13 protein-coding genes are annotated in these 13,674 nt (G+C 69.2%); 8 read left to right on the top strand and 5 right to left on the bottom strand.

The window, feature by feature from the left end:
* Positions 1-395 precede the first annotated feature (395 nt).
* Together AC1DO7_RS15420 and AC1DO7_RS15415 are read left to right on the top strand one after the other, a co-directional pair.
* The gene (locus tag AC1DO7_RS15420; RefSeq protein ID WP_441617142.1) at positions 396-998 is read left to right on the top strand and encodes a response regulator; all 603 of its coding nucleotides are present in this window, start codon (positions 396-398) and stop codon (positions 996-998) included.
* A 132-nt stretch (positions 999-1,130) separates the two neighbouring features.
* Positions 1,131-1,574: a nucleoside deaminase gene (locus AC1DO7_RS15415; protein ID WP_441617141.1), complete on the top strand. Its 444-nt coding sequence runs from the start codon at positions 1,131-1,133 to the stop codon at positions 1,572-1,574.
* Positions 1,575-1,952: 378 nt separating this feature from the next.
* Here AC1DO7_RS15415 and cynS read toward each other — a convergent pair whose 3' ends face one another.
* Entirely contained in the window at positions 1,953-2,396 is a 444-nt protein-coding gene (cynS, locus tag AC1DO7_RS15410; protein ID WP_441617139.1) for a cyanase, read from the bottom strand.
* A 30-nt stretch (positions 2,397-2,426) separates the two neighbouring features.
* Entirely contained in the window at positions 2,427-2,552 is a 126-nt protein-coding gene (locus tag AC1DO7_RS15405) for a hypothetical protein (protein ID WP_441617137.1), read from the bottom strand.
* 683 nt (positions 2,553-3,235) lie between these two features.
* Between AC1DO7_RS15405 and AC1DO7_RS15400 the strand changes: the two genes are divergently transcribed.
* From AC1DO7_RS15400 to AC1DO7_RS15375, 6 genes are all read left to right on the top strand, one after another.
* Positions 3,236-3,568: a hypothetical protein gene (locus AC1DO7_RS15400; RefSeq protein WP_441617135.1), complete on the top strand. Its 333-nt coding sequence runs from the start codon at positions 3,236-3,238 to the stop codon at positions 3,566-3,568.
* A 229-nt stretch (positions 3,569-3,797) separates the two neighbouring features.
* On the top strand, positions 3,798-5,222 hold the full coding sequence (locus AC1DO7_RS15395) for a mannose-1-phosphate guanylyltransferase/mannose-6-phosphate isomerase (protein WP_441617133.1): 1,425 nt from the start codon (positions 3,798-3,800) through the stop codon (positions 5,220-5,222).
* Complete coding sequence (gene gmd, locus AC1DO7_RS15390) at positions 5,209-6,417, top strand: GDP-mannose 4,6-dehydratase (protein WP_477116297.1); 1,209 nt, start codon at positions 5,209-5,211, stop codon at positions 6,415-6,417. Before AC1DO7_RS15395 ends, gmd begins: the two co-directional genes overlap by 14 nt.
* Positions 6,410-7,429, top strand: coding sequence for a GDP-L-fucose synthase family protein (locus AC1DO7_RS15385; protein WP_477116296.1), 1,020 nt, complete (start codon positions 6,410-6,412; stop codon positions 7,427-7,429). Before gmd ends, AC1DO7_RS15385 begins: the two co-directional genes overlap by 8 nt.
* Before the next feature lies 1 nt (position 7,430).
* The gene (locus AC1DO7_RS15380; RefSeq protein ID WP_477116295.1) at positions 7,431-8,495 is read left to right on the top strand and encodes a glycosyltransferase; all 1,065 of its coding nucleotides are present in this window, start codon (positions 7,431-7,433) and stop codon (positions 8,493-8,495) included.
* Positions 8,496-8,538: 43 nt separating this feature from the next.
* Positions 8,539-9,810 carry a glycosyltransferase WbuB gene (locus AC1DO7_RS15375; protein ID WP_441617125.1) on the top strand — a complete coding sequence of 424 codons (1,272 nt, stop codon included), beginning with the start codon at positions 8,539-8,541 and terminating at the stop codon, positions 9,808-9,810.
* A 45-nt stretch (positions 9,811-9,855) separates the two neighbouring features.
* Here the strand turns inward: AC1DO7_RS15375 and AC1DO7_RS15370 are convergent, their stop codons facing one another.
* From AC1DO7_RS15370 to AC1DO7_RS15360, 3 genes are all read right to left on the bottom strand, one after another.
* Positions 9,856-11,052, bottom strand: a complete 1,197-nt coding sequence (locus tag AC1DO7_RS15370) for a glycosyltransferase (RefSeq protein ID WP_441617123.1) — start codon at positions 11,050-11,052, stop codon at positions 9,856-9,858.
* Positions 11,053-11,119: 67 nt separating this feature from the next.
* Positions 11,120-12,460 (bottom strand): hypothetical protein, encoded by a 1,341-nt coding sequence (locus AC1DO7_RS15365; protein WP_477116294.1) that lies wholly within the window; start codon positions 12,458-12,460, stop codon positions 11,120-11,122.
* The coding region (locus AC1DO7_RS15360; RefSeq protein ID WP_477116293.1) for a glycosyltransferase family 4 protein at positions 12,454-13,674 on the bottom strand (1,221 nt) is incomplete at its 5' end. The genes AC1DO7_RS15365 and AC1DO7_RS15360, both read right to left, overlap by 7 nt.

Raw genomic sequence — 13,674 nt, 5'->3', positions numbered from 1 at the left:
AGCCTTCGATACGCGCGTGCGCCGGATAACCGGTACCGGCCCGCGCCAATCCCATGACCCTGCGCACCGATCCGCGCGTGCTTGCGGCCCGCGCGCTCCCCGGTGCTGCCGCCCTTGGTCCTGCGGGCAGTCTCCTTGCGGCAAAGCTTCACAGTATGATCCATCCGGATGCGACGGCAAACGTGCCCCGGCATTGCGCGACAGGTCATGCGCCGCCGCCATGCCGATGCGCCGTGCAGCATATCGGCCGGGATATTAGTGATGCCTTATCATCGTTGCGCGTTTTTCTGGCATTAAGTTGCGCTTTCGCAGCTTTTCGAAGAATAATGAAAAAAATACGACATGCAACGCCGCAGATTCGCCCCCGGGTGTCCTGCGAGTGGTGAAGAGGCTCTATGACCGATCTGCGTTTTTATTCCACCAGGACCGCTGCCGAGATGCTTGGCGTTTCGCTGCGCACGGTCCAGTTGTGGGTCGAGAACGGCCGGCTGCCCGCCTGGAAGACCGACGGCGGACATCGCCGCATCCCGGCCGACGCGGTGGACCGCATGGTGGCGGAACAACGCCACCAGTCCGCGCCCGCGAGCCCGGCGGCCGCGCCGCCCGCAAGGCCATTTCGCGTGCTGCTGGTGGAAGATGACGAACACCTGCTGCAGATCTATCGCATGGCGCTCGATGCGCTCGATCCCCGGGTCGAGATCCTCGAAGCCACCAATGGCTACGACGGCCTGCTGCTGATCGGCAGCAGCAAACCCGACCTGGTCGTGCTGGACCTGATCATGCCCGGCATCGACGGCTTCCGCCTGTGCCGCACCATCGATGCGCAGCAGGAATTCGCCACCACCCGCATTGCCGTGGTCACCTCGCTGGACAAGCACGCGATCGCCGACCGCGGTGGCATCCCGCCGCATATCCGGGTGTTCTCCAAGCCGATCCCGATGTCGGTGCTGCAGTCGCTGGTGGTGACCCTGCAGGTCAGCCCTGGCGCGCCGGCGTAGGGCAGGCGCCGGCACAATTCAGCGCGGGTATTGTATATCGTTTTTTTCATATGTCATCTGAAATGTATTTCACATTTGCGCGTGCCATGGCCGGCGGCCGGCATCGTCCGCCCGGCCTCCAGGAGCTAGCCCATGTCCGCCCATGAACGATATCTGGCCGAAGCAGTGCGCCTGGCGCAGGCCAACCGGGCGCGCGGCGGCAGGCCGTTCGGCGCGCTGCTGGCGCTGGACGGCGTGGTGATCGCCACCGGCGTCAACGACATCGTGCACAGCCACGACCCCACCACCCATGCGGAAATGGAAGCCATCCGCGCGGCCTGCCGCAAGCTGGGCCGGCCAGGCCTGCAGGGGGCGGTGGTCTACGCCAGCGGCCATCCGTGCCCGATGTGCCTGGCCGCGTTGACGATGACGGGCGTTGCCGAGGTCTATTACGCCTTCGACAATGCCGATGCCGCGCCGTACGGGCTGTCGAGCGAGGCCAGCTACGCAGCGCTGCGGCTGTCGCTGGCACCGCCCCCGCTGCCGCTGACGCGGCTGCACGTGGGCATCACGGCGGCCGAGCTGTACGGGGCCTGAAGCGGGGCCTGAAGCGGGCTCCGAGCGCGGCGCGCAGCGCTCCCGAAACCAGGGGCGTACCCGTTTCTGCGTGCGTGTCCGGGGCCATTGCGTACCCGTTTCTGCGTGGCATTCCTGGGGCATGCATTTAGCCCCGCAGGCGTGATCTGCCGCCTCGCGCGAGCGAAGTCCGGGGCGATATCACCGCGCAGACAGCGCCGCCAAGCCTGCGGGCAGGCCCGACCGGCAAGGAACACCGGCTCGCCACCGTCGATGGCCCCTGGAACCTGGCCCTGGCCCTGCCCCGGCCTCCGCTCCATCTCCCGGCCGGGCCAGGAGCGTACCCGTTTCTGCGGCGTACCCGTTTCTGCGCGAAAGGCGCGGTCGCTGGCCACGCGCTCAGTAGGTCTTGTAGGGCAGGAACTTGCCGGACATCTCGATGCGCACGCGGTCGCCGTTCGGGTCGGACTCGCGCTGGAGGTCCATGCGGAAATCGATGGCGCTCATGATGCCGTCGCCGAATTCCTCGTGGATCAGCGCCTTGAAGGTGCTGCCGTATACGCTGATCAGCTCGTAGAAACGGTAGACCAGCGGGTCGGTCGGCACGGCCGTCGGCAAGGAGCCCTTGTACGGCACGGTGCGCAGCCAGGGCTCGGCCCCGGGCGGCAGGCCGAAGATCTCCATCACCGCCTGCGCGCCCTGCGCGTCGAAGGCCATCTGGCCCAGGCAGGCGGCGGTCGTCCACTCTTTGCTCTTGCCGACCTTCTCGGCCACGTCGGCCCAGCGAATGCCCTTGGTGACCTTGGCTTCGATGATCAGGTCGGTTACGTCGCTACGGTTCATGTCGTGCCCCTCGTGTTGTGTTGGATGGCGTCAGGGCAGCCCGCCCGGCCCGGCGCTGGCGGCAATGCGGGCGCTGTCGTAGCGCGCAAGCGCGGCGAACGAGGTGGCACCCGGCACCAGGGCCTGCAGCACCAGTACGACAAGGAGGATAGGCATTGGCGTTCTCCCGTGACGAATCGCGAAGCGCAAGGTTCATGCCATTCGGCGGCACGGCGCGCAAGGCGCCGGCGCACTGCCGCAGGGAACGACGACGGCAGGCGCGCACCCGCCGCCCGCCGTTGCGCCCTCAAGCGGTGCAGCACGGCCGGCACGGATGGCGAAAGGCAGCGCGCAGGCGCCGCCGCACGCGCAAAACTTTGCGCGAATTATTTCCGATGTAACGCCACATTACGCCGGTGCGCCTGTTTTTGCCCGCCTTGCAGCTGGCGGACGAGGTGCACTGCAATGCCCGCGCGCCCAATGCCGGCAAGGCCTGGCAACCTCCGTCAGGACGCGCGCCGGAGCGTGTCGCGCGCAGCGCCCGGGGCCGCGCAAATGTGAACTCGGCTTACAACTGCAAGCACACCGGCGCCAGGCCGCTGGCTACAGTGGAGCCATGTTCAACGCGAAGCCAGTCACGGAGTCCCCAAACATGAAACGCGCCATTTCCCTGGTTGTCCTGCTCTCCACCGCGGCGGCGCTGCTGTCCGCCTGCATCGTGGTGCCGCCGCGCGGCGGCCCGCCGCCCTACCGCTACCACGACCGCTATTAAGCGGCATTAGGCGCCCCGCAAGGCCGCCTCCAGGCAACGCTGTACCGGCACTACGCCACCGTCTGAACCGCATCACCGGAGCTGAACCATGAAACGCCAACTGCTGCTCGCCCTCTCCACTCTCGCTGCCGGCGCCGCCCTTGGCATCATCTCGCCGGCCCAGGCCCAGGCCTATCCCCCGGGCTACCACGGCGCGCCGCCCCAGGTACGCTCCGCGCCGCCGCCGCCGCGCTACGAGCCGCGCCCGGCAGCCCGGCCAGGCCAGGCCTGGATGCCCGGCCACTGGGTCGCCAGCGGCGACCGCTACGACTGGCGGGGCGGCTACTGGGGGCATGCCCGCCCGGGCCAGCGTTATGTGCCCGAGCGCTGGGTACAGGGTCCGCGCGGCTGGGTGATGCGGCCCGGCTACTGGGCCCGCTGACAGGCAGTCGCGCCGACGCGCGCGTAGCACCACACGTCCCCGCCGCGGCGGGGACGATGCATTTCTCCCCGCCCCCTCCGCCCCCTCCGCTGCACCGGCGCCGCCAGGCCGCCAGCGTGTGTGTGCTAGCAAACAGTCCCTCCCACGGGTGCGGCATACAGTTTCCTCACTACGCGTCACGCGGCCCGCCCCGCGCGCCAGGCCTCGTGCTGCGTGAAGGAGCTGTACCATGCCTGACGACAACCGGATCGTACCCGTCATCCTCTGCGGCGGCGCGGGCTCACGACTGTGGCCGCTTTCCCGCGACGGCTATCCCAAGCAATTCCTGCGTCTGCTGGGGCGCGACTCGCTGCTGCAGGACACCCTGCTGCGCCTGCGCGAGATCCCCGGTGCCCAGGCGCCCATCCTGGTCAGCAACGAAGCGCACCGCTTCGTGGTGGCAGAGCAGGCGCGCGAAGCCGGCTGCGAGCTGTCCGCCATCATGCTCGAGCCGCACCCGCGCAACACCGCGCCGGCCACGGCCGTGGCCGCACTGCATGCCCGCGGCGACGGCACCGATCCGGTACTGCTGGTACTGCCCTCGGACCATCTGATCCGCGACCGCGCCGCCTTCGCCAGGACCGTATGCGCGGCCAGCTCGGTGGCCGCCGCCGGCGTGGTGGTCACGCTGGGCGTGGTGCCCACCTTCCCCGCCACCGGCTATGGCTACATCAAGGCCATCCCCAGCAATGCCGCGGCGCTGCTCTCGGTCACGCGCTTCGTCGAGAAGCCTTCGCTGGAAGTCGCCACGGCCTACCTGCAGGAAGGCAACTGTTTCTGGAACAGCGGCATCTTCCTGTTCCGCGCCTCGGCCTATCTCGCCGCACTGGAAGCGTTCGCGCCGGACATCCTGCTGGCCGCGCAAGAGGCCATGGTGCGCGGTCACCGCGACCTGGACTTCTTCCGCCTCGACACCGATTCGTTCGCCGCCTGCCGCTCGGACTCCATCGACTATGCCGTGATGGAGCACGTGCGCGACGCGCAGATGGCGCCGCTGTCGGCCGACTGGAGCGATGTCGGCTCCTGGGACGCGGTATGGAAGGCCGCCGAGAAGACGGCCGATGGCAACGTGGCGATCGGCGACGTGGTCACCCACCACGCGCGGGGCTGCCTGGTACACGCCTCGCACCGCCTGGTGACGGTGGCCGGGCTGGACGACGTGATGGTGGTGGAGACGCCGGACGTAGTGCTGGTGGTGCACAAGGACCATTGCCAGGACGTCAGGCAACTGGTGGAAATGGTGCGCAAGCAGGGCCGCCCCGAAGCGACCCAGCACCGCCAGGTGTACCGGCCATGGGGATCGTATGACGCGGTGGACCACGGCGCGCGCTACCAGGTCAAGCGCATCTCGGTCAAACCGGGTGCCAAGCTGTCGCTGCAGATGCACCACCACCGCGCCGAACACTGGGTGGTGGTATCGGGCACGGCGCGGGTGCGGCGCGGCGACGTGGAGTACCTGCTGACCGAAGACCAGTCCACCTACATCCCGATCGGCGAGACGCACAGCCTCGAAAACCCCGGCAGGATCCCGCTCGAGCTGATCGAGATCCAGTCCGGTTCCTACCTCGGCGAAGACGACATCATCCGGATGGCAGACATCTATGGGCGTACATGAACTCGAACCCCTCGGCCGGCTCACCGCGGGCGAGTTGCGGCCCGATGCCGGCAGCGTAGCGCCGCAGCGCACGCGGCGCGCGCTGATCACCGGCATCACCGGCCAGGACGGCGCCTACCTGTGCGAGCTGCTGCTGGCCAAGGGCTACGAAGTGCACGGCATCAAGCGCCGCAGCTCGCTGTTCAACACCGAGCGCATCGACCATCTCTACCAGGATCCGCAGGCGCCCAGGCGCAGCCTGATCCTGCACCACGGCGACATGACCGACACCGCCAGCCTGGTGCGCGTGGTGCAGCAGTCGCAGCCCGACGAGATCTACAACCTCGCCGCGCAGAGCCACGTGCAGGTGTCGTTCGAAGAGCCCGAATACACGGCGAACACCGATGCGCTGGGTACGCTGCGCCTGCTCGAGGCGGTGCGCATCCTCGGGCTGGAAAAGCAGGCGCGCTTCTACCAGGCTTCGACCTCCGAGCTGTACGGCCTGGTGCGGGCGATCCCGCAGAATGRAGCCACGCCGTTCTATCCGCGCAGCCCCTACGCAGCCGCCAAGCTTTACGCCTACTGGATCACGGTGAACTACCGCGAGGCCTACGGCATGTATGCCTGCAACGGCATCCTGTTCAACCATGAAAGCCCGGTGCGCGGCGAGACCTTCGTCACGCGCAAGATCACGCGCGCCATCGCGCGCATCGCGCTGGGCCTGCAGGACACGCTCTATCTCGGCAACCTGTCCGCGCTGCGCGACTGGGGCCATGCGCGCGACTATGTGGAAATGCAGTGGCTGATGCTGCAGCAGGCCAGGCCCGAGGACTATGTGATCGCCAGCGGCGAGCAGCACAGCGTGCGCGAGTTCGTGCAGCGCGCGGCGGCCGAGCTTGGCATCGCGGTGCGCTTCGAGGGCGAAGGCACCGGCGAGACCGGCGTGGTCGCGGGCATCGACAGCAGCGCGGGCCCGGTGGCGGCGCGCTGCAAGGTGGGCGACGTGATCGTGCGCGTGGATCCGCGCTACTTCCGCCCGACCGAAGTCGAGACATTGCTCGGCGACGCCAGCAAGGCGCGCGAGCAGCTCGGCTGGGCGCCGAGCACCAGCTTTTCCGCGCTGGTGCGCGAGATGGTGGAGGCCGACTTCGCCGCCGCGCGCCGCGATGCCTTCGTCAAGCTGGCGGGCTTCCGGGCCTACGACCATCATGAATGACCTCGACGGCGCTCAGCGCAGCCCCGCGTCGCCGCGCCGCGTCTTCGTGGCGGGACACCGCGGCATGGTCGKCTCGGCCATCGTGCGCGCATTGCAGGCGCGCGGACAAGCCGAGATCATCACGCGCGCGCATGCCGGGCTCGACCTGGCCGATCAGCAGCAGGTACGCCACTTCTTCGCCACCGAGGCGATCGACGAAATCTACCTGGCAGCCGCCCGGGTCGGCGGCATTCATGCCAACCACACCTATCCAGCCGAGTTCATCCGGCAGAACCTGATGATCGCGACCAACGTCATCCACGAAGCCTGGCGCGCGGGCGTGACACGGCTGCTGTTCCTCGGCTCGAGCTGCATCTACCCGAAATTCGCACCGCAGCCCATCGGCGAAGCCGCGCTGCTGACCGGTCCCCTCGAGCCCACCAACGCGCCCTACGCGCTGGCCAAGATCGCCGGCATCGCGCTGTGCGAGAGCTACAACCGCCAGTACGGCACCGACTACCGCTGCGTGATGCCGACCAACCTGTACGGTCCCGGCGACAACTACCACCCTGACAACAGCCACGTGATACCGGGCCTGCTGCGGCGCTTCCACGAGGCCGGCATGGCGCACGCGCAGTGCGTGCCGGTGTGGGGCAGCGGCGCGCCGTTGCGCGAGTTCCTCTACGCCGACGACCTCGCCGCGGCCTGCCTGCACGTGATGGCCCTGCCGCCGCACGCATACCGCCAGACGGCGCCGGCCGGCTTCCTCAACGTGGGCAGCAGCGAGGAAGTGAGCATCCGCGAGCTGGCGGGACTGGTGGCGCAGACCGTGGGCTTTCGCGGCGACATCGTCTTCGACAGCCGCAAGCCCGACGGCACGCCGCGCAAGCGGCTCGACTGCACGGCGCTCGGCGCCACCGGCTGGCAGCCGGCCGTGGCACTGCGCGACGGCCTGCGGCTGGCTTACCTGGATGCACTGAAAAGCGGATGCCTGGCGCATGGCAGCGCCCCGGCACAACGCATGGAGGCCTGACATGAAGCCGTTGTTTCGCAATCTCGGCAAGCCGGCCCGCCCGCACACCGGCGCGGTGGCCACGCCTGCGGCCGCACCCGCCGGCAGCCTGTGGCCGGGGCAGATCGTCTTCCCCGCCGGGGCCGCGGGCGCCGGCCTGTGGCGGCGCTGCGTGCAGCAGGTACGCGCCATCGCGCTCAGTCCCGGCGCGCTGGTGATCCTGGCCGGCCAGACCCGGCTGGAAAACTGGACCATGCTGCTGGCCAGCATGGCGATGCAGCGGCGCCGCGCCGCCTTCTTCCACGGCGCGGCCTTCGCCGCCATGCCAGGGCCCCTGGGCGCGTTTGCCGATGCGATACTGCTGCGCCATTGCCACGGCGTGTTCGTCGGTACCGACCGCGGCTGCGCGCGCGCCATCGCCGCCGACGTGCCGCCGCGCAATATCTTTGCGTGTCGCCCGCCGGCGGTGCTGCCGGAGGACTTCGATGCCGCCGCCGAACTGCGCGCGCGCGCCGAGCAGGCGCCATCGCAGCACGCGCCGCACTATCTCCATGTGGGCACCCTCGACGATGACGCCGGCCTGGGGCTGCTGCTGCGCGCCTTCGCGGCGACACGCCGGCAATGGCCAGCCGCCACGCTGTCGCTGGTCGGCACGGGACACGGCTATGGCCGCTTGCGGGCCGCGGCAGACACGCTGCGGCTAGGCACTTCCGTGCGCTTCCTGGGCACCATGGCGCCGCCCGATATTGCCGTCGAATACCGCAAGGCGAGCTGCCTGGTGCTGCCCCACGCATGCCAGCGCTGGCACCCGCTGGTCCGCGAGGCATTGAGCTACGGCTGCCCGGTGGTGGTGAGCGTAAACAATGACGACGCCGGCGAGCTGCTGCGCGACGGCGTCACCGGCCTCTACTTCAAGCCCGGCGATGCGGGCTCGCTGGCCAGCCGCCTGGCGCAGGTGCCGGTGCACTTCGGCGATGCCGCGGCCACCGGCGCGCGCTGCCAGGCGGCCGCGCTGGCGCACTCGGCCGRCGACGCGGGCCGCGCCATCGCCGCCGGCTGCGTGCGGATCATGGCCGCGACGGGCTGAGCGCCCGCCGCCATCGCCTCGGCGCCACCGGAGCTGTGCGCTCATGAAGATACTGATGTACTGCCTCAACTACGCGCCCGAGCTGACCGGCATCGGCAAGTACACCTGCGAGCAGGCGGAGTGGCTGGCCGCGCGCGGCCACGAGGTGCGCGTCATCACCGCGCCGCCGTACTACCCCGCCTGGCGCGTGGGGGATGGCTACCGCGCGTGGCAGTACCGCCGCGAGCGCCGCCACTGGGTAGAGCTCTGGCGTGCCCCGCTGTGGGTGCCGTGCCGCCCCGGCGGCATCACGCGGCTGCTGCACCTGGCCAGCTTCGCCGTGTCGAGCCTGCCCGCCCTGATGCTGCAATTGCGCTGGCGCCCGGACGTGCTGTTCGTGGTGGAGCCGCCGCTGATGTGCGCGCCGGCCGCGCTGCTGTTCGCGCGCTGGAGCGGCTGCCGCAGCTGGCTCCATGTGCAGGACTACGAGGTCGATGCCGCCTTCGCGCTGGGGCTGCTGCGCCAGCCATGGCTACGCCGCCTGGCGCAGCGCGTGGAGCAGCGGCTGATGGCGCGCTTCGACCGGGTCTCGTCGATCTCCCAGGCCATGGTCTCGCTCGCGCGCGACAAGGGCGCCGGGGCCCGCCGCGCGGCGTTGCTGCCCAACTGGGTCAACCTGCGCGAGATCGGGGCCGGCAGCATCGCCAGCGCCACGCTGGCGCGCCGCGCGCTCGATGTGCCCGCCGATGCCGTGCTGGCCCTCTACTCCGGCAATATGGGCGCCAAGCAGGGACTCGAGATCATGGCCGAAGCGGCGCGCCTGCTGAAGGACCACGACAGGCTGCATTTCATCTTCTGCGGCGACGGCGCCGGACGCGCCGCGCTGCAAGACGCATGCGCCGGGCTGCCGCGCGTGCGCTTCCTGCCCTTGCAGCCCGCCGAGATGTTTGCCTCGCTGCTGGCGGCCGCCGACATCCACCTGCTGCCGCAGCGCGCCGGTGCCGCCGACCTGGTGATGCCGTCTAAGCTGACTGGCATGCTGGCCAGCGCGCGGCCCGTGGTCGCTACCGCGGCGCCCGGCACAGAGCTTGGCCGCGTGGTCGCGCAGTGTGGCGTGCTGGTGCCTCCCGGCGATGCAGCGGCCCTGGCCGGCGCCATCGATTCACTGGCGGCCCAGCCTGCCTTGCGCGCGCATCTGGGCGCCGCCGGCCGCCGCTGGGCGGAGCGGCACCTGGATCGCGAGATGGTGCTGGGCGCGCTGGAAAACGCGCTGTTCGCCCTGGCCAGGCCGCAGCCCGAGGGGACTGCCGCAACCGCCGGCCTGGGCGGGGAATAGCACGGAACGCGCGCGGCCCGCGGCGGGCGCGCATGGGGGGCGCGTTCAGGCATCGACCGATTCGCGCCCTTCCACCGACACCGCGGCCAGCACGCCCTGGTAAATGCTCTCGTACTGATCGAGCGCCTTGTCCGCCGAGAAGAGCTTCGCCCAGGCAATGGAGCGCGCGGCAATCTCGGCACGCCGCTGGGCGGGCCAGGCGAGCATGCCGGCCAGTACGTGCGCCGCGCGCTGCGCCCAGCCTTCCATGTCGCCCTCCGCCAGCGGCTCCACCAGCTGCACCAGGCCGCCGCCGATCTCCGTCATGGGTGCGCGGTTGGTGGTCAGCACCGGCGCACCGCAGGCCATGGCTTCGATGATGGGCCAGCCAAAGCCCTCCTCGAGGCTGGGGAACAGCATCACCGCGGCCAGCGAGTAAGCCGCCTGCACGGCTTCCGTCGGCAAGCCGGTGAGGAAGCGCACGCTGCCACCAAGCCCTGCGGCGCGCGCGGCTTCGGCGCGCATCTCCGCGGTAGGATCGCCGCCGATCATCCACAAGGCGAGCGGAGATGTCCGGCATTTCCGGCAATAGGCAAGGTAGAGCGCGAGCACGCCCTCGCGGTTCTTGTACCACTGGTTGCCGCCGATATGCACCAGCATGCCTTGCGCGTCGGCCGCCACGCCCGCGCGTTGCAGGCACGCCAGGGCCTGCGTGGTGCCGACCCGCCGGAACGGATAGTTCATGCCGTTGTACACCACCCAGGCCGCTTCGGGCGGACAGGGATGCAGCCGCCGCAGGTCGCGCATGGTCTTGTTGGAGACCGTGACGAAGGCCTTGGCCTGGGTCAGGCCCCAGCGGATCAATTGCTGGTAGGTGCGCCCGCTGCGCGACAGGCCATGCTCGGGAAACTCTCCCGCAAGCGTGCGCAGGGCAATGAAATCGTGGCAATGCACCACGTGCGGGCGGTTGCGCAGCAACGGCATCCAGATCCCGAGCGCATGGTCGGCCAGCACCAGGAGCACATCCTTGTCCACCCGGCGCAGGCGCCACAGCGCCACCATCGGGAACAGGATGTACTGGTCGATATAGCCCAGCCACTTGGACAGGCCTTCGCGCGCGGGCAGGCGGCACATCACGGCCGCCGGCCTCCACAGTTCGGCCTGGTGGCCGCGCGCGCGCATGCCTTCCACGATCATCGCGGCGAAGCGGTCCATGCTGTGACTGCCGAAGAAGGAAGGGTGACCCAACAGGATGATTTTCATGGAGGTGCGATGGTGTGCGACGTGGCCGCCGCTGATTGATCTTGATTTGCCTGCGCTGCTTTCGGCCTCATCCGGTGCGCGAGAGGTGGTCGGTCGCCTGCCGCGTGACGGCCAGCGTGATGCCGGCGAATACGAAGCCGAGCGCGTTGGCCGTCATCTGGCCGACCAGCGGCCATGCGGTCAGCCCGAAGATGGCGATGGTCCACATCAGGATGAGAAAGGTGTCGCCGGTGCGCCTGGCCACGCGGATGGCGCAGCGCATGCCGTTGAACAGGATGAGCACCTTCAGTGCGAGGCTGAGATAGCCGACCAGCCCCATCTCGCCGATGACGCGTCCGGTCTCGGTCTCGCTGATGATGAACAGCAGGCCAGTCTGCAGGAAATAGTTGGCGAGATTGCTGCCCAGCCCCAGCCCGCTGCCCAGCAGGCTCTGCTCGAGGGACACATCGTTGACGCCGAAGAACATCGATTCCAGGCGCGAGCCCAGGTCCTCCTGCTCGGCGGCAGAGCTGAAGCGCTCGAGGGTCGCATCCACGGCCGAACTGACGAATACCAGGATCACCATGCTCATGAGAATGGAGACCACGCCCCACGCCATGGCCGCGCCGCGGCGCTTGCCCTTGCCGAAGACCAGGTTTGACAGCAACGCCACCCCGAAGATGATCGGGAGCAGCAGCACGGCCGCGCGCGACCCACTGACCAGCGAGGCAAGGAAGAGGCAACCCACGATCACCAGCCCGCGCAGCTTGCCCCACACGCCGGGCTTGGGCGCGCCGAACACCGCGCCCAGCGCGATGGGACTGATGATCGCCAGGAACACGGTATAGCCCATGGTGAAGGAGAAGGTGCCCGTGGTCCGCACCACGTCGCCGGTGACGCGGAAGACCAGGTCGGGATCCCCTTCGATCTGCCGGTTCAGGAAGTGGTCGGGCGGCAGGAAATGCTGCACCAGGGCCAGCGGCGTCATGATGAGCAGCATGCCGATCGACACCTTGTAGATCGCGACGAGATCCTGGTCCTCCAGCAGTTCGGCGGCGGCGTAGGCGAACCACAGATAGAGCAGCCAGAAGCGCAGCCCGACCAGGAAGATGGGCCATGAGTTGAGGCCGGCGACAAGCTGAAGCATTCCCCAGAAGCACACCAGGGCCGACCACCACAGCAGCAACCGCACGGTGCGGCGTGCCGGCGTGAATCCCGCATGGCGCATGGCGTGATAGAGGCCGTAGATCACCAGCAGGTCGCGCAACAGGATCAGCGGCGTGGTCAGGGAGTCCGACACCCACTTGCGCGCCGCGCCTTCGAGCACGGCGGTCACGAACACCAGGATGAAGACACGGCCGAATACCGAGACATGCTTGCGCGCGGCTGCCGRCCTCGGAACGCGGAGGGCGATGCGTTGTGTCAGCATAGCGCGGCCACCGTTTCCGCCGCGGTGTGGCGGTACCTCTTCCAGGTGAACGTGCTGCCCGCCGCGGCGGCATGCACCCTGGCTTGCGCCAGCAGATCCCGGTGGTTCGCCAGTTCCAGCATGCGCTCGTACAGGGGCTCCTGGCCGACCGGAACGACCCAGCCGGAACCCGGGAACTGCTCGATGATCTCCTTGGCCCCGACCCGATCGGTCACCAGCGCGGGCGTGCCGCACGCCAGCGCCTCCGCGACCACCATGCCGAAGGAGTCGAAGCGCGACGGCAGCACGAAGCAATCCGCGTCGGCGAACACCTGGAACAGCGCGCCCTGCGGCAGCGAGCCCAGGCAGGTCACGCCCGGTGTCTGCGCGATGGCCGCGCCGAGTTCCGCATCATCGATGCCGCCGACCATCACCAGCTCCGCGTCCGCATGGATGCGGCGCAGCCTGGCGAAAGCCTGCAGCAGCAGATCGACAGCCTTGCGCCTGGTCACGCCGCCGGCAAACACGAAGCGCAAGGCGCCATCCGCACGGCGGCGCACGACGTCGCCCGGCAGGCTGGCACCCAGCAGGATCGGGCGCAGCTTGCCCGCCGGCACGCCCGCATCGACATAGGACTGCGCGGCAAAGGCCGAACAGGTGATGATCACATCGGCCAGTTCGATCTCGCGGTCCTTGTTCGCATTGATCTGCTGCAGATAGGCCGTATCCAGGGTTGGCAGCATCTGCTCGGCCGCGCGATGGTGCACGGAAGGCGCCTCCAGCACGCAGCGCGCGCCGATGCGCCTGGCCGCCGCGAAGGTCTTGCCGGCGGAGTTTTCGTAGGCCACCACCACATCGGGCCTGATCGCCCGGACGTGCGACGCCACCCACTGGTCGAACAGGTGGAATATCCGGTGGGCATAGGCTGACGAAGAGCGGCCTGTGTAGAGCTTGAGCCCGACCTTCAGCACGCCGGCAAAGAGGACCGGGTGGCGACGCAATGCGCGCGGTATGTCCACCTCCCGCATCTTGGCGCCGTACCTGGCAGGCAGCCACCAGGGCGCCGCCTCGCCCGGCGCGCGCACCGGCACGCCGGACCAGTATTGCTTGAGCATGTCGCGCTCGTACAGGGCCTGCGCCATCTGGTGCGAGTGCTGCAGGCCGGGATGGGTGACCAGGGCCTTCATGCTTCGCTCCCGCGCGGCGCGGCGGCGAGCCGCGCGTTGCCGTGCGCC

It is taken from the genome of Cupriavidus sp. 05N40, assembly GCF_056397305.1.
This window is presented reverse-complemented; position numbering and strand designations above follow the sequence as displayed.